This is a genomic window from Pontiella agarivorans (assembly GCF_034531395.1).
Classification (GTDB): Bacteria; Verrucomicrobiota; Kiritimatiellia; order Kiritimatiellales; family Pontiellaceae; genus Pontiella; species Pontiella agarivorans.
Genome location: NZ_JARVCO010000012.1, coordinates 900059 through 919138 on the forward strand (window position 1 = coordinate 900059; position 19080 = coordinate 919138).

Annotated in this window: 14 protein-coding genes; 9 read left to right on the plus strand and 5 right to left on the minus strand. The window is 52.3% G+C overall.

All coding sequences use genetic code 11. The features are described 5' to 3' along the window. The first annotated feature begins 51 nt into the window (after positions 1-51). Entirely contained in the window at positions 52-2703 is a 2652-nt protein-coding gene (locus P9H32_RS16650; protein WP_322610050.1) for a valine--tRNA ligase, read from the plus strand. Positions 2704-2748: 45 nt separating this feature from the next. Here P9H32_RS16650 and P9H32_RS16655 read toward each other — a convergent pair whose 3' ends face one another. Further along, positions 2749-3894: a cytochrome P450 gene (locus tag P9H32_RS16655; protein ID WP_322610051.1), complete on the minus strand. Its 1146-nt coding sequence runs from the start codon at positions 3892-3894 to the stop codon at positions 2749-2751. Positions 3895-4138: 244 nt separating this feature from the next. Here P9H32_RS16655 and lipA point away from each other — a divergent pair, with 244 nt between their 5' ends. After that, positions 4139-5017: a lipoyl synthase gene (gene lipA / locus P9H32_RS16660; protein ID WP_322610052.1), complete on the plus strand. Its 879-nt coding sequence runs from the start codon at positions 4139-4141 to the stop codon at positions 5015-5017. Positions 5018-5052: 35 nt separating this feature from the next. Here the strand turns inward: lipA and P9H32_RS16665 are convergent, their stop codons facing one another. Then, positions 5053-5967 (minus strand): DUF368 domain-containing protein, encoded by a 915-nt coding sequence (locus tag P9H32_RS16665; RefSeq protein WP_322610053.1) that lies wholly within the window; start codon positions 5965-5967, stop codon positions 5053-5055. A 91-nt stretch (positions 5968-6058) separates the two neighbouring features. On the opposite strand from P9H32_RS16665, the gene P9H32_RS16670 reads away from it, so the two are divergent. The 6 genes from P9H32_RS16670 to P9H32_RS16695 all read left to right on the plus strand — a co-directional run bounded on the left by P9H32_RS16670 (position 6059) and on the right by P9H32_RS16695 (position 14354). Further along, on the plus strand, positions 6059-6304 hold the full coding sequence (locus P9H32_RS16670; RefSeq protein WP_322610054.1) for a NifU family protein: 246 nt from the start codon (positions 6059-6061) through the stop codon (positions 6302-6304). 182 nt (positions 6305-6486) lie between these two features. Next, positions 6487-8739 carry a response regulator gene (locus P9H32_RS16675; protein WP_322610055.1) on the plus strand — a complete coding sequence of 751 codons (2253 nt, stop codon included), beginning with the start codon at positions 6487-6489 and terminating at the stop codon, positions 8737-8739. An 82-nt stretch (positions 8740-8821) separates the two neighbouring features. After that, on the plus strand, positions 8822-10306 hold the full coding sequence (locus P9H32_RS16680; protein ID WP_322610056.1) for a type IV pilus twitching motility protein PilT: 1485 nt from the start codon (positions 8822-8824) through the stop codon (positions 10304-10306). Between the two features lie 138 nt (positions 10307-10444). Continuing rightward, positions 10445-12400, plus strand: coding sequence for an acetate--CoA ligase (acs, locus tag P9H32_RS16685; RefSeq protein ID WP_322610057.1), 1956 nt, complete (start codon positions 10445-10447; stop codon positions 12398-12400). A gap of 84 nt (positions 12401-12484) precedes the next feature. Beyond that, entirely contained in the window at positions 12485-12706 is a 222-nt protein-coding gene (infA, locus tag P9H32_RS16690; protein ID WP_322610058.1) for a translation initiation factor IF-1, read from the plus strand. A gap of 103 nt (positions 12707-12809) precedes the next feature. Beyond that, positions 12810-14354 carry a sodium-dependent transporter gene (locus P9H32_RS16695; protein ID WP_322610059.1) on the plus strand — a complete coding sequence of 515 codons (1545 nt, stop codon included), beginning with the start codon at positions 12810-12812 and terminating at the stop codon, positions 14352-14354. A 40-nt stretch (positions 14355-14394) separates the two neighbouring features. Here the strand turns inward: P9H32_RS16695 and purN are convergent, their stop codons facing one another. The 3 genes from purN to P9H32_RS16710 form a co-directional block, all read right to left on the minus strand. Continuing rightward, positions 14395-15003: a phosphoribosylglycinamide formyltransferase gene (gene purN / locus P9H32_RS16700; RefSeq protein WP_322610060.1), complete on the minus strand. Its 609-nt coding sequence runs from the start codon at positions 15001-15003 to the stop codon at positions 14395-14397. Positions 15004-15102: 99 nt separating this feature from the next. After that, complete coding sequence (locus P9H32_RS16705; protein ID WP_322610061.1) at positions 15103-17694, minus strand: CPBP family intramembrane glutamic endopeptidase; 2592 nt, start codon at positions 17692-17694, stop codon at positions 15103-15105. Next, positions 17694-18467, minus strand: a complete 774-nt coding sequence (locus P9H32_RS16710; protein ID WP_322610062.1) for an ABC transporter ATP-binding protein — start codon at positions 18465-18467, stop codon at positions 17694-17696. Before P9H32_RS16710 ends, P9H32_RS16705 begins: the two co-directional genes overlap by 1 nt. A gap of 129 nt (positions 18468-18596) precedes the next feature. On the opposite strand from P9H32_RS16710, the gene dut reads away from it, so the two are divergent. Then, positions 18597-19034: a dUTP diphosphatase gene (dut, locus tag P9H32_RS16715; RefSeq protein ID WP_322610063.1), complete on the plus strand. Its 438-nt coding sequence runs from the start codon at positions 18597-18599 to the stop codon at positions 19032-19034. Positions 19035-19080: the final 46 nt, after the last annotated feature.

Below are 19080 nucleotides of genomic sequence, written 5' to 3' on the forward strand. Positions count from 1 at the left end.
CAGGCTCAAGTTTATGAACTCTGAATTTAGTAACAACCCGGATTAAAAATTATGGCAGGATTATCTAAAAACTACGACCCGAAGGCAGTTGAAGAAAAGTGGTACAAGCAGTGGATGGAAGACAAGCGCTTTCATGGCGAAAGCGAGGACGGGGGCGATCCGTTCTGCATTGTGATTCCGCCGCCGAATGTGACCGGCATTCTGCACATGGGCCATGCGCTGAATAATAATATCCAGGATGTGCTGACGCGCGTCGCCCGTATGCAGGGCAAAAATACGGTCTGGGTTCCGGGATCCGATCACGCGGGTATCGCTACGCAGAATGTGGTGGAGCGCGCCCTCAAAAAAGAAGGTAAAACGCGTGATGATCTCGGCCGTGAAAAATTTCTCGAGCGCGTCTGGGAATGGAAAGAGGAGTATGGCTCCACGATTTCCAACCAGCTGAAAAAGCTGGGGGCTTCCTGCGATTGGGATCGCGAGCGTTTTACGATGGATGAAGGGCTGAGCGATGCGGTGCTGGAAATCTTCTGCCGGCTGTATGACAAAGATCTGATTTACCGCGGCAGCCGGATCATCAACTGGTGCCCGCGTTGCGAGACCGCGTTGTCGGATGAGGAATCCGAGCATATTGAAGTGGAAGGTGCGCTGTATCACATTAAATACGCGGTGAAAGACGAAAAGAAAAAGCTGGTGGTTGCGACGACGCGTCCGGAAACGATGCTCGGCGATACGGCAGTTGCGGTAAATCCGCGTGACGAGCGTTACAAGGACCTTGTCGGGAAGACGGTTATTCTTCCGATTGTAAATCGTGAAATTCCGATTATTGCCGACGATTACGTCGATCCGGAATTCGGAACCGGTATTGTGAAAATTACACCGGCGCACGACCCGAACGACTTTGAAATGGGGCTGCGTCATGAGCTGCCGCAGATTAATGTGATGACCGATACCGGCATCATGAACGAGGAGGCCGGTCCGTACGAAGGGATGGACCGCTTTGAATGCCGCAAGCAGCTGATGGAAGATCTGAAGGCCGGCGGGCTGGTGGAAAAGGTGGAAAAGCACATGCACGCGGTGGGGCATTGCTACCGTTGCGATACGGTGGTTGAACCGCGCCTTTCTCCGCAGTGGTTTGTGAAGATGAAATCACTGGCGCGTCCGGCGATCGAGGCGGTGAATGACGGCCGGATAAAGTTTGTGCCGGAGCGCTGGAACAAGACCTATATGGGCTGGATGGAAAACATCCGCGATTGGTGCATCTCGCGCCAGATCTGGTGGGGGCACCGTATTCCGATTTTCTATTGCGATGACTGCGGACACGAGTGGGCCTCCAAGACCTCGGAAACCGCGTGCCCGAAATGTCAATCAGCCAATGTGCGGCAGGATGAGGATGTACTCGATACGTGGTTCTCTTCCTGGCTCTGGCCGTTCTCTGTATTCGGCTGGCCGAACGATGATAAAGATCTGAAATTTTATTATCCGACCAATACGCTGGTGACCGGTAACGAGATCATCTTTTTCTGGGTGGCGCGTATGATTATGTCGGGTCTGGAAGTGATGGGGGATATTCCGTTCGATACGGTTTACATCCACGGCACTGTGCGCGATGACCAGGGACGGAAAATGTCGAAATCGCTCGGTAATTCCATCGATCCGCTGGATATCATCGAAAAATACAGCTCGGATGCACTGCGCTTTTCGCTGCTGATGATTACAGCGACCGGGCAGGATGTTTATATTAATGACGAAAAATTTGAGATCGGCCGTAACTTCGGTACGAAGATCTGGAATGCAGCGCGCTTCATGGAAATGCATTCCACCGATTTTGATGTGAAGGATCTGGCGTTTGATGAAGCGGATCTGACACCGGACGATCAGCATCTGCTGGCGAAGCTGAATGAAGCGATTGAGGCGGTGAATGAAAATCTGGGCCGCTATCGTTTTAATGATGCGACGCTCGCGCTGTATGATTTTTTCTGGCATAGCTACTGCGATTGGTACCTCGAATATGCGAAGCCGATCCTTTACAAAGGCACGCCGGAACAGAAGAAGCATACGCTGCAGGTGATGCATTTTTCATTTTCCACGGCCCTGCGGCTGTTGCATCCTTTTATGCCGTTCCAGACGGAAGAGCTCTGGGAGGGCATGGGATATAATCATGAATCCGAATCGATCATGATTGCGCCGTGGCCGGAGAACGCCGTGGTTTCGGGTATCCGTTCTGCGGTGGTGAAGTATGTTGACGGAAAGCATGACCTAATCCGCATCGGGCGTATTCTGCGGGCTGAATATAACCTGGCCAATAAGCAGACGGCTAAATTCTGTGTCCGCGCCTCCAATGCGGAGGTTGCACAGCAGATCGAGGATGATATTGCCTCGATTTCGGCGGCGCTGAATGCGGAGGAAATTCGTGTGGACGTTGATTATACGCCGGAAGGTGCAATGCCCAGCGGTATCAGTGCACTGGGAACAGTGTATATGTCGATTGAAGGTCTGGTGGACGTCGATGCGGAAATCGAAAAGCTGTCTAAAGAGCTGGAGGAAGTCAACGGCTTCCTGACCGGTGTTAAGAAGAAGCTTGAGAATCCTAATTTTGTAGACCGTGCTCCTAAGGATGTGGTGGACATTCAGCGCAAGCGCAAGGTGGAGCTGCAGGAGAAGAGCGAAAAGCTTGAAAAGATGATCGATACGCTTCGCGGCTGATATCGCTTATTTTAAGCTTTCCGCTCTTTGGCGGGTACGGGCGGTTTATCGTTCGATAAAACGAATGTTTACCGACTCGTATCCGGTCATGCGCTTGAATGAGGCTTCCTCGTCGTATTTCGGTACAGCTTCAATCAGTTCGATGCGTTCGACCTGTTCGCAGAGTGATTCAAGCAGGCTGCGCATGATCAGCCGAGCGTGCGGCGCACCCATACAGCGATGAGTGGCATGACCGAAACCGACGTGTCGGTTGGGGTGGCGGTCGAGGATGATCTCATCCGGATTTTCAAAGACCGTGGCATCGCGATTGGCCGATGGCCAGCATAGCCCGACGCGTCCGCCGGCGGGAACGGTATGGCCCAGCACTTCTTTGGCATGGGGACAGACCCGGGTGATGGCAGTCAGGGGGCTTACATAGCGGACAAATTCCTCAATGGCTTTAGGGATGCGGGTTTCGTCTTCCCGCAGGAAGTCGATGCCTTCCGGATGATCGCCGAAATAGGCCAGAATGCTGGAGACCATATTAATCACCGTATCGCGGCCGCCGGCAAAGGCAACATTGGCAAACCCCTGCTTTTCTTCGAGGGTCAGTTTTCTGCCGCGGAATTCCGCCAGATTCAGTATGCTGAAAAAATCGTTGCCCGGATTTCCTTCCGCTTTGGCAAACTGTTTTCCGGTATAGTTTTCCAAAACCGGACCGCTGTCGACGCCGTCGTCCCGGTCGTGAAAGACGTGTACGCCCCAATTGATCCATTCGTCCGCTTCGCTTTCCGGAACGTTCAGCAGGCGTGTCAGAGCGCGGCACTGCAAGGGAAGAGCAAATCCGCGTACAGCCTCGATTTCTTTCTGGTGTACGGCATGACTCACCATTTCGCTTACCAGTGTTTTCATGTCGGCCATATACTTTTCGTCTTCCATCGGGCGCTTGAAAAGCGGCTCTACGATATTGCGATAGTCGGTATGGTCGGGGGGATCGATTTCGAGGGGAAGCTGACGGACAGTGCGTACGTCAGCTTCGGAATGGATGACGCACATCAGAGGGTTGTTGCTGCTGAACGATTCATAATCGCGTGCGGCATTGCGGACTTCTTTGTGCGTGAGAATCAGGGGAAGGTTTTCACCTTCGACATCGACGTGATGAAGACCGGTCGATTCTCGGTCGGCTTTGAATGGATCGGGGTGAACGGGCATGATCAAACTCCTTATATCTTGGTTAATGTTATATAGGTAATAAGATCAAGCTGATTTTGGCCATAGACCGAGATGCTATTGTTATGGACTAAAATGCTGTATAATTGACAAAACTATCCATTCAGCACATTTTCAGTCCTACATAAATTAAGGATTAGAGTTTGCCGGAGCGGAGGTTCTGGTATGTTCCTTCCTGTTTTGCCACTGAAGTCGCCGTGATTGGGCGGCAATCGGAGATCATGATATGAGTACAACTGAAGAAGCAGTGCGGCCCGCACGGATTCCGGAATGGATGCGGCGCCCCATTCAGACGGATAAAGAATATTCTGAAACCCACAATGCCCTGAAGAAAAACGGGCTGCACACCGTCTGTGAAGATGCCAAGTGTCCGAACCGGCATGAATGCTGGAACCACGGCACGGCGACGGTGATGATTCTGGGGAATATCTGCACACGTGACTGCCGGTTCTGTTCGATTGCGTTCGGGAAGCCGGAAGGGCTGGATCTGGATGAGCCCCGCCGGGTTGCGGATGCCGTGGAAAAAATGAAACTGAAACATGTGGTGATTACGTCGGTTACGCGTGATGATCTGCTTGACGGCGGCGCGGAAATTTTTGCGCAGACGATTACTGCGGTCAAAGAACGGGTTCCCGGTTTAACCGTAGAGGTGTTGACACCGGATTTCTGGGGGCGGAAGGAATCGCTCTATAAGGTTCTGGACGCCGGACCGATTGTTTTTAATCATAATGTGGAAACGGTGAAACGGCTGCAGCGCTCGATTCGCTCTGGCGCGACTTATGAGCGTTCGTTGAAAATTTTGAAAATGGCGTCGGAGTATGGCGATGGATCGATTCGGGTGAAGACCGGTATTATGCTGGGTCTCGGTGAAACGAACGAAGAGGTGATGGAGTGTCTGCAGGATATTTATGATCACGGGATCCGTCTGCTGACCATTGGGCAGTATATGGCACCGACGCGTGACCATGCGCACACGAAGCGGTTTGTGACCCCGAAGGAGTTTGTCGATTTCGAGGACGCGGCTTACGAAATCGGTTTTGATGCGGTAGCGTCGGGCCCGCTGGTCCGTTCGTCATACCGGGCGGATAAAATGCTGAAGGCATGATTCCGGTATTTGGAATAGACGGGCCGGCAGAGTGATCAGTCGGCCTTTATTTTTCCGGCGGTGGTTTCCACCACAGCAATGATGATGATTCCGGCCAGCATGATGGCCAAAGCCAGGCCGGTTTCGGTGTTCCATTCCGGCAGGCTGTAGTGGTATCCCACCACTTTTTCTTTGAGTTTTTCGCCGTCCTGAAAAGTTTTGATGATTTCATCTTTCCAGGGCCAGAGAATGGCCAGCGACCCGAAAATAAATCCGGTGAGCAGGGCAATGGTCTGGTCGTGAAATTTTTTGAAGACCCAGGAGAGGACGCGGGCGAAGGCGGCAATTCCAAGCACCATACCGATTCCGGTCGGGATAATGACACGGAGATTGAGGGTGTTGACGGCATCGATCATAACGAGTTCATAGTTGCCCATGAGCAAGAGGACAAAGGAGCCGGAGAGGCCGGGCAGGATCATGCTGCACATGGAGACCGCTCCGCAGAGGAGCAGGTAGGGGATGGCGTCGTTCTGCTCGGCCGGTTCCAGAAAGGCGATGCCGACGGCGATGGCGGTGCCGAGTGCAAAAAGCAGGTAGACCGCAATGGATTTCCGCTGAATCTTTTTTCCGACAAAATAGACGGATGCGAGGATCAGGCCGAAAAAGAAGGCCCAGACGTATAGTGCTTGATGTTCGAAGAGATATTCAAGGATCCGGGCGACGGTGAGAATACTGCCGATGACCCCGATGCCGATGGCGGAGAGGAATTTGAGGTCGACGTGTTCGCAGAGTTCTTTAAATCTGAAGGTGCAGGCGAGTTTAACGGCCGTGAGATCGAACGATTTGATGGTGTTGATCAGTTTCTCAAAGATTCCGGTGAGCAGGGCCATGGTTCCGCCGGAAACGCCGGGGATCACGTTGGCTGCACCCATGAGTGCGCCTTTGAGAATATTCAGAATATAGTCGATCATTAATGGCTCCCCGATGCTTGTGTAAGTCGGGGGAAAGTAGTAGGGATTAAGCAGAGCTAAGTCAATTTCATCTATAGAAAAGGAAAAAACCATGACGGATCAGGAAATTCTGGATGCAGTGAATGCGGTAATGGACGAGGAAGTTACACCGGCATTGGCCTCCCATGGTGGCGGCGGCAATGTGACGAATGTTAATAACGGTATTGTGTATATTGAGCTCGAAGGTGGATGCAAAGGCTGCCCGGGAGCGCGTATGACCATGAAAAACGGGATTGAATCCCTGCTCAAAGAACGGGTGCCGGAAGTGAAGGAAGTGGTGGATGTGACCGACCATTAGGTCTTCGCGTTTCCGATGTCTGGAATAACCGCACAGCGCCTCGATATTCAACGGGGCGCTTTTTGTTGCTTTTACAGAGTTTGAAAACGATTGAACCCCTGTGAACGATCTGTAACACTTCTTTTGAATCGATCTTTTTTGAGAATTCACAGCATGGTTTACGGTTGCCTGGAGATGACCCGATGAAAATTCTGATTGCAGAGGACAATGCGTTCTCGCGGACCCTGTTGAAAAAAACACTGACCAAGGCGGGGTATGATGTGGTTGCGGCCGAGAATGGTGACGTGGCCTGGGAAATTCTGCAGCAGGATGAACCTCCGAAACTGGCTTTGCTGGACTGGATGATGCCGGGGCTCAGTGGGATTGAGCTGTGCCGAAAAATGCGACAGGTTGAAACACCGATCCCGGTCTATATGATTCTGCTCACGGCGAAATCTGATAAAGAGGATGTGCTTGAAGGTTTCGCGGCCGGGGCGGATGACTTTATTAAAAAGCCGTTCGACAGTGGCGAGTTGCTGGCCCGTATTCAGGTTGGACGCCGTCTGGTGGAGCAGCAGGCGCTGATGTACTGCCTGATCGATTCGATCCCGGATCCGATCTATGTGAAAGACAGCCGGGGTCTCTATCTGGGATGTAACTCGGCATATGCCCGGTTTGTAGGGGCTGAAGTTGAGGGGATCTACGGGCGGACGTCGTCGGAGATTCTTCCGGGAAACGTATCAAAATCCTCGCACATGGAAGATCTGCGTGTTCTGGCAAAGGGAACAGCTGCGGAATCTGAAGGATGGGTCAGCAATGCGGATGGAGAAGATGTTTATCATGAAACGATGAAAATTCCGTATCTTGATTCTGCAGCTGGCTCCACCGGGATGATCAGTATCAGCCGCGATTTGACCAAACGTATCCAGATGGAGCAGGAGATGCGTCGTCTGGCTGTGGCGGTTGAGCAGTCGAGCGAATCCATCATTATTACTGACGTCAGTGGAAATATCCAATATGTGAATGCCGCCTTTGAAAATACCTCGGGCTATACTCACAATGAGGTGCTGGGGCGAAAAACCGATTTTCTGAACAGTGGGAAGCAGGGGACACAGTTTTTTGAAGAACTTTGGGAGACGATCAGTCGGGGCGATCCTTGGTCGGGGGAATTCATCAACCAAAAAAAGGACGGCAGTTTTTATGTTGAGGAATCGGTTATCTATCCCATCCGCGGTGACGGTAATGAGATGATCAACTATGTGGCCATCAGCCGTGATATCACGGAGGAGCGCGAGATTGAGAAGCACATGCGTCAGCAACAGAAAATGAATGCTATCGGTGCGTTGGCAGGCGGGGTTTCCCACGATTTTAACAATATTCTTACCGCGATTCTTGGCTATGTGGCGCTGTGCATGAATACCGTGGATGAAGAAAGCAAGGTTTACAGTTATCTCAAGGAGATTGTAAAAGCAGGTGATCGGGCCACTAAGCTGGTTCGGCAGATTCTGACCTTCAGCCGGCAGGAGGAACAGGAGTTCCAGTCTTTGGAACTGCAGTCCGTGGTGGAGGATTCGCTAAACATGGTGCAGACCACCATGAAAAAGAATATCACCGTGGAGCAGGATATTGATCCGGCATGCGGAGCTGTTCTCGGGGATGCGACACAAATTCAGCAGGTCTTGATCAATCTGTGTACCAATGCGGCTCATGCGCTGGGAAGAACCGATCAGGGAACGTTGAGTGTTTCCTTGCAGGAGGTCGACGTTGCGGAAGGGCATAAAGACGAAATGCTGGTGGATCTCGACCCGGGGAAATATGCCTGTATTACAGTCTCTGACAGCGGATGCGGTATGCCACCTGATATCGTTGAACATATTTTCGAACCCTATTTTACAACCAAGAAAAAAGGAGAGGGCACAGGCTTCGGACTGTCGATTGTTCATGGCATCGTCCGTAAACACCGCGGCCAGATCAGCGTAGTGAGTGACGAGGGGGTCGGTACGACATTTACAATTTATCTTCCGCTGTTGGGCGAGGCAGTTCTGTCGGAGAAAGATCCCGTCGATCTTTCGGTGCCGTCCGGGGCTGGGCGCATACTTTTTGTGGATGATGATAAGGCGATTCTTTCGATGGGGAGTGAAATGCTTAAATCGTTCGGTTATGAAGTGGTTTCGGCGCCCAACGGTCTTCGCGCGCTGGAGACCTTCAAGCTCCGCCCGCAGGCTTTTGATGTGGTTGTAACAGATTACAGTATGCCTGAAATCAATGGGCATGATCTGATTGAGCAGATTCTCAAGGTTCGGAGCGATATTCCGGCCATCCTCTGCAGCGGATACATGGAAAAGGTTGAGGGCGAAGATCTGCGCTCGCTGGGTCATGCCGCCTATGTGGCCAAACCACTTGACTGGAAAGAGCTGGGTCGGACCATTCAGAAGTATATTGGCGGAAACGAGTAGATTATTTATGTGATTTTAAATTGCCGGTCGGTATGGCACTGATGTTGCTAAAGATATTGTGTGTTTTTGTTAAGGGAAAACTATGAGACGTATAGACCGATATCTTGAAGAAATGCTCGAAAAGGGGGCCAGTGACATCCACCTTTCCTCCAATCATCAGCCCTGCTACCGGGTTGACGGTGAAATGCAGTTTCAGCGGGGCACTGAAAAATTTACGGACGAGGAACTGAGAGAGCTTATCTATGAATTTGCACCGCAGCGGAACATTGCTGAACTTGAGGAAGATTGGGATACGGACTTTGCGTATGAGCTTCCCGGTGCAGCCCGCTTCCGTGTGAATGTGTTTATAGATCATGAGGGTATTGGATGTGTAATGCGTCAGATTCCCTCCCGGGTTCCCACTTTCGAGGAGCTGAATATTCCCGAAGGGGTGCGATCCTTCTGTTTTCTGAATAAAGGGCTGGTGATTGTTACGGGGCCTACCGGTTCGGGAAAATCGACAACGCTGGCGGCTATGGTCGATTTGATCAACCGTACACGGCGTCAACATCTGATCACCGTAGAAGATCCGGTGGAATTCAAGCATCGTTCGTTGGGCTGTCTGGTTAATCAGCGTGAAGTACATGTTCATACCAAAAATTTTTCCAGTGCGCTGCGGGCTGCCCTGCGTGAAGATCCCGATATTGTGCTGGTGGGAGAGTTGCGCGATCTTGAGACTATGGAGATTGCCATTGAGACCGCCGAGACGGGGCATCTGGTTTTCGGCACATTGCATACCAATACAGCGGCTACCACCGTAGACCGGATCATTGATAAATTTCCGGCCGACCGGCAGAATCAGATCCGGACCATGCTGGCTGACTCGCTCAAAGGTGTGATTGCGCAGACCCTTTGCAAGCGAATTGGCGGCGGCCGGATTGCTTCATGTGAAATTCTGGTGGCAACTCCGGCGGTTGCGGCCAACATCCGCGAGGGTAAGACCCATCAGATTCCTTCGCTGATGCAGACGGGAAAAAATGTTGGAATGTGTACATTTGCCGATGATTTGCTGAGTCTGGTCAAACGCGGAATCATTACCCCGGAAGAAGCGTATAGCAACGCGATTGATAAGGCATTCCTGCAGAAAAAATTTGAAGAGGAGAATATTCGGCTCGATCTGTCTGTATCCTCGCTCGATGATCTGGAAATGCATGCGGATGAAACTGAAAACGCATCGAAGAGTGAAAAGGCGCTCAAAAAACTGCATGTCAACCCGCACGATACCGATGCTTTGCGCGAATTGATCACCATTTTGGCGACAGATGAAAATCCTGACGAACGCAACGGGGTAGAGGCTTTGGAATATGCGCAGAAGCTGCTCGACCTCACCGGACAAAATGAGGTCACGACATTGGTGTTGATCAGTGCGGCCTATGCGGAACTGTCGCACTTCGGTGAAGCGGTTGAATGGTCTAAGCGGGCCGCGAAGGTCGCCAAGGCCAATAAGCAGAAAGATCTGCTTGCAGGGATCACGAGGCAGAGCAACTTATTTAAACGCGGCATCCCGCTACGCGGCGAATCTCTGTAGGCCCTCACACTCATCAAACCCTTGAAAAGGCGGTTTTCCAATGATTGGAAGCCGCCTTTTTTAATGGCCGGGAAAAAGTTTTGCTCAAAATGTGATCATGTTTATAATGTATATTTGTTTTAACATCGGAGAAGTTATATGAGTGGTCAGAAAGAGGGTAATTCATTGTATGCACCGCCGGCCCGGGTGAGCGAGGGGGCTCATTTCCAGACTTTGGAGGAATATCAGGAACTGTATGACCGGTCGCTGGAAGATCCGGACGCCTTCTGGGGTGAACAGGCGAGGGAGCATATTGACTGGTTTCACGGTTTTAACCAGGTTTCGGACTGCGATTTTTCGAACGGCATGGTGGCGTGGTTTCTGGGCGGAAAACTGAATGTCTGTCATAACTGTGTCGACCGTCATCTGGAAACCCGCGGGGACAAAGTGGCGATTCTCTGGGAGGGTGATGAGCCGGGGGATGTTCGTGAAATCACCTATCGCGAGCTGCATCGTCAGGTCTGCCGACTTGCCAATGTGTTGCGGCATAACGGGATTCGTAAGGGCGATCGGGTGGCGATTTATATGCCGATGATTCCTGAAGCTGCATTTGCCATGCTGGCCTGTGCGCGCATCGGGGCGGTGCACAGCGTGGTGTTTGCGGGGTTCAGTGCTGAAGCGCTTCGGGACCGGATTATTGATGCCAAATGCAAGGCGGTGATTACGGCCGATGAAGGCCGTCGCGGAAAGAAATCCATTCCGTTGAAACGACCGGTTGATGAGGCTGTGATGGCCTGCCCGACGGTGGAGCATGTTTTCATGGTGCGCCATACCGATGCCAAGGTTCCGTTTTATGAGCCGCGCGATATCGATTTGAATGAAGCCATGAAAAATGAGCGACCGTATTGTCCGGTCGAGCATATGGATTCCGAAGACACCCTTTTTCTGCTTTATACATCGGGCTCGACGGGGAAACCCAAAGGGATTTCTCATACCAGTGCGGGTTATCTGCTCTATACGATGCTGACCCATCGTTATGTTTTTGATTATCGTGAAGACGATATTTTTGCCTGCGTTGCCGACATCGGCTGGATTACGGGCCACAGCTATGTGGTGTACGGGCCTTTGGCGAACGGAGCAACGACAGTGATGTTTGAATCGGTTCCGACCTATCCGGATTCCGGTCGTTACTGGGATATGGTGGACCGTCTGCAGATTACACAGTTTTATACGGCACCGACCGCTATTCGCGCCATTGCGCGTAACGGTGATGCATTTGTGAAAATGTACGATCGCTCCAGTCTGCGCGTGCTCGGTTCCGTGGGAGAGCCGATCAATCCTGAAAGCTGGCAGTGGTACTACGATGTGGTCGGTGAGGGGCGTTGCAATATTGTCGATACCTGGTGGCAGACCGAAACCGGCGGCATTATGATCACCCCGTTACCGGGAGCCACGCCGACCAAGCCGGGTTCGGCCACGTTCCCGTTTTTTGGTATCGAACCGGTGCTGCTGGATGATCAGGGCTGTGAAATTTATGGCAACGACGTATCGGGTCTGCTGGCCATTAAGCGTCCGTGGCCGGCAATGGCGCGGACGATTCAGGGCGATCATGTTCGGTTTGCGCAGACCTATCTCGATCCGTTTCCCGGCTATTACCTGACCGGAGACGGCTGCCGCAGGGATGAGGACGGCTATTACTGGATCACCGGACGCGTGGACGATGTGATCAATGTTTCGGGCCATCGTATGGGTACGGCCGAAGTGGAAAGCGCGCTGGTCAGCCATCCGGGCTGCGCCGAGGCGGCGGTGGTCGGTTTTCCGCACGAGATCAAAGGGCAGGGTATTTTCGCTTATGTTATTCTAAAGGAAGGTTTCGATCCCGACGCCGAGTTGGTAGGGGAGCTGCGAAATGAAGTCCGCACGCACATCGGTCCCATTGCGGCACCGGACCATATTCTGATCACAACCGGTCTGCCGAAGACCCGTTCCGGAAAAATTATGCGGCGGATTCTGCGCAAAATTGCCAGCCAGGAAACCGGAAACCTCGGGGATATCTCCACATTGGCGGATCCTTCGGTGGTGGAAGTGCTGATTGAGCGGCGGGCTGAGCTGTAAATTGGAAAAGCGCTAACTGTTAGGGTTGCAAACGTTGTTTTTGCGTGTAGCATGCTCCTTTTGTAATTTTTGAAAGGGGCTTAAATGGCTAAAGAAGACGTAATCGAAGCAGAAGGTGTTGTTAAAAAGGTACTTCCGGCAACGATGTATCGTGTTGAACTGGAAAATGGACATGAGATTCTCGCGCACATTTCCGGAAAGATGCGTAAGCATTTTATCCGTATTGCTGTAGGCGACCGGGTAACCATCGAAATTTCTCCGTACGATCTGGAAAAAGGGCGTATCACATTCCGTCATAGAAATTAAATGGAATGGTGGAGGGTCGGCGTGTTGAATGAAGGACGCGGCATGCATTCCATTTTTCAACACCCCGGAACTTCAATAATCCAGATTCAGACGGAGCGACGCGATGGCTGAAAAAAGAAGCCTGTGGGGCAGTAAAGTCGGCTTTCTGCTGGCGGCAATCGGCTCGGCGGTAGGGCTTGGAAATATCTGGCGCTTCGGCTATATGGCCTATGAAAACGGCGGCGGGGCCTTTCTGATTCCCTATGCTGTGGCGCTATTGATGGCCGGGATTCCGCTGATGATTCTCGAATATGCCCTCGGGCATCGGGAAAAAGCCTCTCCTCCGCTGGCCTTCGCCCGGGTGAACCGGCTGTGGGAGCCGTTAGGCTGGTGGATGCCGACGGTGGCTTTTTTCGGGATCAATTTGTTCTATGCCGCCGTCATCGGCTGGTGTATGAACTATTTTCTACTCTCGTTCAACCTCTCGTGGGGCGCTGATACCGGAGCTTTTTTCTTCGGCGAATTTCTGCAGATCAGCGATGGACCTTTCGATCTCGGCTCCATCCGCTGGCCGATTTTAGGCGGGACGGTTCTGACGTGGGCGATTGTCTGGGGGATCTGTTACCGCGAGGTCAGTCACGGTATTGAGAAAGCGAGCATGATTTTTATGCCGCTTCTTTTTGTTTTAACCCTCGTGCTTGTGGGCTGGTCGGTGCAGCTTCCGGGGGCCTGGACCGCCATTAAGGAAAACTACCTTTCCTGCGATTTTTCTAAAATAAGTCTGTTCACCGATGTCGGTCGGAAGGTCTGGGTGGCGGCATTCGGGCAGATCTTTTTCACGCTTTCGCTCGGCTTCGGTATTATGATCACCTATGCGAGCTACCTGCCGAAAAAAACCGATATTGTCGGTAATGCGCTGACCACCTGTGTGCTCAACTGCCTCTATTCGTTCATTACCGGTTTTGCGGTTTTCGGCACCATCGGCTACATGGCTCAGGCTCAGGGTATTGCCTTCGGGGAGGCCATCAAGGCAGGGCCTGGTCTGGCTTTTGTCGTCTATCCGGAAGCGATCAATCAGCTGCCGGCCGGAAACCGTATTTTCGGGGCACTCTTTTTTCTCGTGCTGATTGTGGCGGGTCTTTCTTCGGCCATTTCGCTCACCGAAGCTTTCAGTTGTTCCATTTGTGATAAGTTTAAAATCAGCCGGAAAAAATCGACTTCAATCATCTGTGGTCTGGGGCTGGCGGGCAGTATTGTGTTTACGACACAGGCCGGTCTGTTCATTCTTGATATCATCGATCACTTTATTAACAACTATGCCCTGATTATCGGCGGAGTTCTTGAATGTATTCTCGTGGGGTGGATCTTGAAGTCGGGGGTCATGCGCAATCACGTAAATTCGGTGAGTGCGGTAAAGCTGCCGGTGTTATGGGATGTTGCCATTCGTTTTATTACACCGGGAATGTTGCTGATTATTGTGGCCGGCGCATTGCGAAATGAATTCATGGCTGCTTACGAAAACTATCCGGTGATTGCTCTGCTGTTTTTCGGGGGCGGCATTCTGTTTATCACCCGTTTGGTTTCATTTATTCTCAGTCATTTTCCCTGGGACCCGGTCCGGCTCGATGAAATCCATCACAAGCCGGAAGACGACGACCTGCTCGTTTAGAACGGGCATGCTGCTCGTTCCGGCAAGTGAGACGCGTGCTCTACTTCAGCGAGAGCCGCCGGCCGTCGCGCTTGATTCTGCCTTCTGCAATCCATTGCAAAGCTTCCGTATAAGCGATGTGTTCCTGTGCATGCAGCTTGCTCATCACGGTGTCCAGCGTGTCGTCATCATCGATCGAGATGATCCGCTGGTTGATGATAGCTCCGGTATCGACGCCTGAGTCGACAAAGTGAACCGTGCATCCGGTAAATTTTACGCCGTAGTCAAAGGCCTGTTTTCCGCCGTCCAGGCCCGGAAAGCTGGGCAGCAGGGAGGGGTGGATATTGATCATGCGGCCTTCGTAGGCGTTGAGCAGCCCGTCTTTCACAATCCGCATGAATCCGGCGAGGGCAATAAAATTGACGTCGTGTTCTTCCAGTGTTCGGAGCACCTGCTGTTCGGCCTCGCCGTCGAGCTTGGTTTTAAAAGGGGCGCAGTCAAAATAGATGGCGGGAATATTATGTTTGCGGGCGCGTTCCAGAATGTAGGCGTCCTTATTGTCGGCCAGAACGCACTTGATTTCCGCATCCAGCGTCCCCGCTTCAACCGCGTCAATAATGGCCTGGCAGTTGGTACCCGACCCCGATCCGAAAATAGCTAATTTCAACATGTCTGTTTCCCTTCAATTGCAAGTGACCACGAAATACACCAAATACGCGAAAGGAAGGAAAGGAAGGTTTTTGTGTGTTTCGTGTATTCGCGGTTTGTATCACCAGGCCAAAACGACGGCGTTGTAGACCATATGCAGAAGCACACACGGGGCAAGGCGGCCGGTGTGCTTGAACAGCCAGGAATTTATGAGGCCCATGAGACCGACGGGGAGCCAGGCTATTGGCGGATGATAAATGGCAAAGAATGCTGCACTTCCGAGCAGCGCCTTCCAACCGCCCCATTCTCTATCTAATGCCCGGAAAAGCAGCCCGCGGAAAAGATATTCCTCGGCAAAGGGCGTACAGAAGACCGCCACCAGAATAAGGGCGGTCCGTGTGTCTTTGTGAGCCTGCAAGTAATTTTCCGATGTCGAAATTAGTTCCCTGAGTAGTTCAAAATACTTAAGTACTTCGATATATCCGTGGGCAAATACCGCCCAGATCAGGCCGATTCCGATGCCGGTGAAACAGGCGTTGAAAAAGGCGAGGCGGCGGGATTTATCCCCGCACCAGAACCATTTTTTCCGATGTTCGGAATCGATACTTTCGTTCCACGACCAGGTTTCAGCGGGTGTGAGGTAGTAGTCACCCATTTTGGCCATGGTAATGAACATCATGATGAAAGAAATAATGGCGTAGGCGATTCCTCCGGCAACGGTCAGGTTTCCATCCCCGGAAGCGGCCACGAAGATACCGGTGAAAACAGCGCCGACCTCGATCAGCACGCTGATGGCAATCATGGCATGCATCACTGTAGGGGCGGGGGGCATTTTTTCCGCCCACGGATCATAAAGATAGGGCAGGTGCGCGCGAAAGTTCTGCCACATGGCGGCAGCGGTGATCCAGGAGTAGATGATGCCGATACAGGCAAGGTGCCATTGTCGGGTGAATATGCCGATACCGAAGCTGAGCATGCCAAGCGCCGCGGCCATCTGCCGGCCGGCGGGAACTTTTTCGGTTTCGCCGGACTCTTTGGTAACGCTCACCAGCGTGACACACTTTTCGGCCATACTCCGCCCGAAGGCGATCCAACCCAGGCCGATCAATCCGATTTTCCAGAGATCGGAAGAAAATCGCAGGGCGGTAATCAGAAGAATAAGGCCGACCACGATACTTGAGATCATAAACCAGAGCCGGGCCTTGGCCTTCAGCAGATCCTCCATGCCGCACGGCCAGGTTTGGGCAATCCAGAGGGCGGCCCCTTCCGAGGTCAGGGACTTCGGGCCCAGAATCCAAAGGAAATAGGTGCCGAAAATGACGGCTGCTCCGGAAAGCGTATTCCATGTATTGTCGGCGTGTTCCAGCAATGAACGCATGTTGAACATCTGCGTTGCAGCGATGGTGATGGGGATGAGGAAGACCTGGATGAACGCACTCCGGTCGCGTATGAACCACAGAAGCTCTTTACGATAGAGCGGATCGCGGCCCAGCTTTACGATGATTTCTTCGCTCTTTTTATTCGTTATGGCTTCGCCGGGATCGCTATTGCCGGCCAGCCCGTTCCGTGTTCCCCAAACGCTGATGCCGACCGCTGAAGCGATCATCAGGAGGGAGAGAAGAAGGCAGAAAAGGATCCCGAGCCAGAAAGAGGAGCTGCTGCCCCAGCTTCCAATGATTGGAAGGATGAACTTGAATGGTATGGTTTCGGTGAGGTTGTAAAAAAGGAAGCCGAATGCATTCACAATGCGCGGGGCGGCAAAGGTGCCAAGCAGGAAAGAGATGAAGGCGGCATAACCCAGCCAGCTTTTCAGCCCGATAACCGCTCCGCGCTTACGAACAGGGCTGCGGAGCATGACGGCCACTTCAATGGATTTTCCTAGGCAGGCGCATGCGACCGAGAGCGGGATGCCGGTGATGATCGCGGCCAGCAATCCGGCCGGAGCTCCGTATTGCAGACCGAACAGGAAGCCCGGGAAAAGCGGCGCTGCAAGGAAAGCCGGGTTTGCGGCCAGGGGGGAAAGCATTTCGGCCAGGAAAACCGCGCCGGGATGCACGGGATGGGTGAAAAACCATTCCCACATCGGATGACGCCGTCGCTGGATATCCAGTTCAAGGCCCTCGCCCTGACAGATCAGCATGATGAACCACCATAGTGCACTCAGAGAAGCAAGAGTTAATGGAAAGGGCGCGAGTCTGTCGGCATAATGTAAAGCTCTATAGTGCCTGGGCAAATGACCGAAATCTTCAATGGGTCTATGCTGGATCATCTGAACCAGCATATCCCGATGTCCAGTTTCCGTACCCCCGTAGCGTTCTTCCCGTCTGTCGGCCTCGCGTTCCAGCCACCAGTCGCGTGTGGTGAGAAATTCCTTCTGTTCCAATTCAGGGTCGGCCGCCTTGAATTCGACCAGCCGTTTGTAGAATTGTGGACTGACGATGATGGTTCCGTCTCTTTCCAGTCCATAGCGATAGGCTTCGGAGGCGAAATAGTGCACGGAAAAACCGGCCAGGCCATGAACGAGCGCCATGACAAACAGCATGGCGAGAAAGCCGAGGACGCGGAGGGCATCATTGTGCGAACCTGTCCGCTGATAAAGCAGTTGCTGCTGCCGTTGACTCCTTCCGGCCGCCCGGATGCGAGCAGTTTTTAACACGAGTTTCAGGGTTCGGAAAAAGCCCTTCCACCCGGTCATGGAAACCCGGTTATCCATCAATTCGCAGGCTCCGCAGTCAGCGTCAGAAAGATCTCTTCGAGGCTGTATGAATCGTCGAACTCCGCGCGGAGTTCATCGAGCGATCCCTGCATAACCACCTTACCCTTATTAATGATAATGCTGTGTGTGCAGAGTTTGGAAACCTGATCCATCAGGTGGGTGGAAAAGAGGACCGTTACGCCTTTTTGCGATTCCTCTTTCATCATCTCGTAGAAGAGGTGGGTCGATTCCACATCGAGTCCGTTGGTCGGTTCGTCAAGAATCAGGAGCCTGGGTTCGTGAAGCAGGGCCAGCAGCAGTCCGAGCTTCTTCTTCATACCGCGTGAATAATCCTCGGCAAAATTCCGCATATCGTCTTTGAGGTTGAGCCGATCAATCATCGGCGCCATGCGCTTCATGGTCTGCTTTGGATTCAAACCGTGCATGGATGCGCTCAATTCCAGAATTTCCCGGCCGGAAAGATAGGAATAGAAGACCGGTTCATCGGGAAGGAAACCCACGAGGGTCTTGACTACCACGCGATCTTCGAAGGCATCGCGTCCATCCACAAACAGTTTGCCCCGGGAGGATTTAAGGATGCCCATGAGCAGGCGGAAGAGGGTGGTTTTTCCCGCGCCGTTAGGCCCCAGGAGTCCGCATAGCTGACCTGCAGGAACTTCAAATGAAACCTGATCGAGAGCCACCTTCATGCCGAATTTTTTGGTGACGTTCTGTATTGATACCAACCCCGGTTCTGCAGCCGGTGTATTTTCCCCTTGAACACAATCCATAATCCAATCCCCTCGATGCGAAGAGTTAACAAGATAGGAAAAAGAACGGGAGTTTAAAACTCTTTTGTGGATTAAGCGTGCGGGATATTTTAAGTTAACCGGATTCTGTAACTCAAAAAAGGATTGAAGATGCATCTTAAAATCAAACCGCTCAACGACGCCGCGCGCGACGTATATTCCGATCACGGCCATTTTCATGAGGGCGACGCCGGGCTCGATCTCTATGTGCTCGAAGACATCACCATTGAGCCGGGCGAAACCAAAGCGATCAAACTCGGTATTGCCTGCGAGCCGGAAGACGGCCGCGCCTATTTCCTGATGCCGCGCTCGAGCATCTCCAAGACCCCGTTGCGTCTCGCCAATTCCGTCGGACTGATCGATGCCGGCTACCGCGGGGAGCTGATGGCGATGTGCGATAACATTAAAGACGAATCCTACACGGCCGAAAAGGGGCAGCGCCTCTTCCAGGTTGTCGCCTGCGACTGCTCGCCGATCTATTACGAAATGGTGGACGAGCTTTCCGAAACCACCCGCGGATCGGGAGGATTCGGCAGTACGGGAAAATAAGTAAAATAAAGTGTTGGGTAAAAGGTGTTGTATTAGAATAACATTT

What these genes read in the sequence shown, in the direction of transcription:
- P9H32_RS16650 (WP_322610050.1), top strand. Translation starts at nt 52, where the DNA reads ATGGCAGGATTATCTAAAAACTACGACCCGAAGGCAGTTGAAGAAAAG.
- acs (WP_322610057.1), top strand. Translation starts at nt 10,445, where the DNA reads ATGAGTGGTCAGAAAGAGGGTAATTCATTGTATGCACCGCCGGCCCGG.
- P9H32_RS16655 (WP_322610051.1), bottom strand. Translation starts at nt 3,894, where the DNA reads ATGCCCGTTCACCCCGATCCATTCAAAGCCGACCGAGAATCGACCGGT.
- dut (WP_322610063.1), top strand. Translation starts at nt 18,597, where the DNA reads ATGCATCTTAAAATCAAACCGCTCAACGACGCCGCGCGCGACGTATAT.
- lipA (WP_322610052.1), top strand. Translation starts at nt 4,139, where the DNA reads ATGAGTACAACTGAAGAAGCAGTGCGGCCCGCACGGATTCCGGAATGG.
- P9H32_RS16670 (WP_322610054.1), top strand. Translation starts at nt 6,059, where the DNA reads ATGACGGATCAGGAAATTCTGGATGCAGTGAATGCGGTAATGGACGAG.
- P9H32_RS16710 (WP_322610062.1), bottom strand. Translation starts at nt 18,467, where the DNA reads ATGGATTGTGTTCAAGGGGAAAATACACCGGCTGCAGAACCGGGGTTG.
- P9H32_RS16705 (WP_322610061.1), bottom strand. Translation starts at nt 17,694, where the DNA reads ATGGATAACCGGGTTTCCATGACCGGGTGGAAGGGCTTTTTCCGAACC.
- P9H32_RS16680 (WP_322610056.1), top strand. Translation starts at nt 8,822, where the DNA reads ATGAGACGTATAGACCGATATCTTGAAGAAATGCTCGAAAAGGGGGCC.
- purN (WP_322610060.1), bottom strand. Translation starts at nt 15,003, where the DNA reads ATGTTGAAATTAGCTATTTTCGGATCGGGGTCGGGTACCAACTGCCAG.
- P9H32_RS16675 (WP_322610055.1), top strand. Translation starts at nt 6,487, where the DNA reads ATGAAAATTCTGATTGCAGAGGACAATGCGTTCTCGCGGACCCTGTTG.
- P9H32_RS16695 (WP_322610059.1), top strand. Translation starts at nt 12,810, where the DNA reads ATGGCTGAAAAAAGAAGCCTGTGGGGCAGTAAAGTCGGCTTTCTGCTG.
- P9H32_RS16665 (WP_322610053.1), bottom strand. Translation starts at nt 5,967, where the DNA reads ATGATCGACTATATTCTGAATATTCTCAAAGGCGCACTCATGGGTGCA.
- infA (WP_322610058.1), top strand. Translation starts at nt 12,485, where the DNA reads ATGGCTAAAGAAGACGTAATCGAAGCAGAAGGTGTTGTTAAAAAGGTA.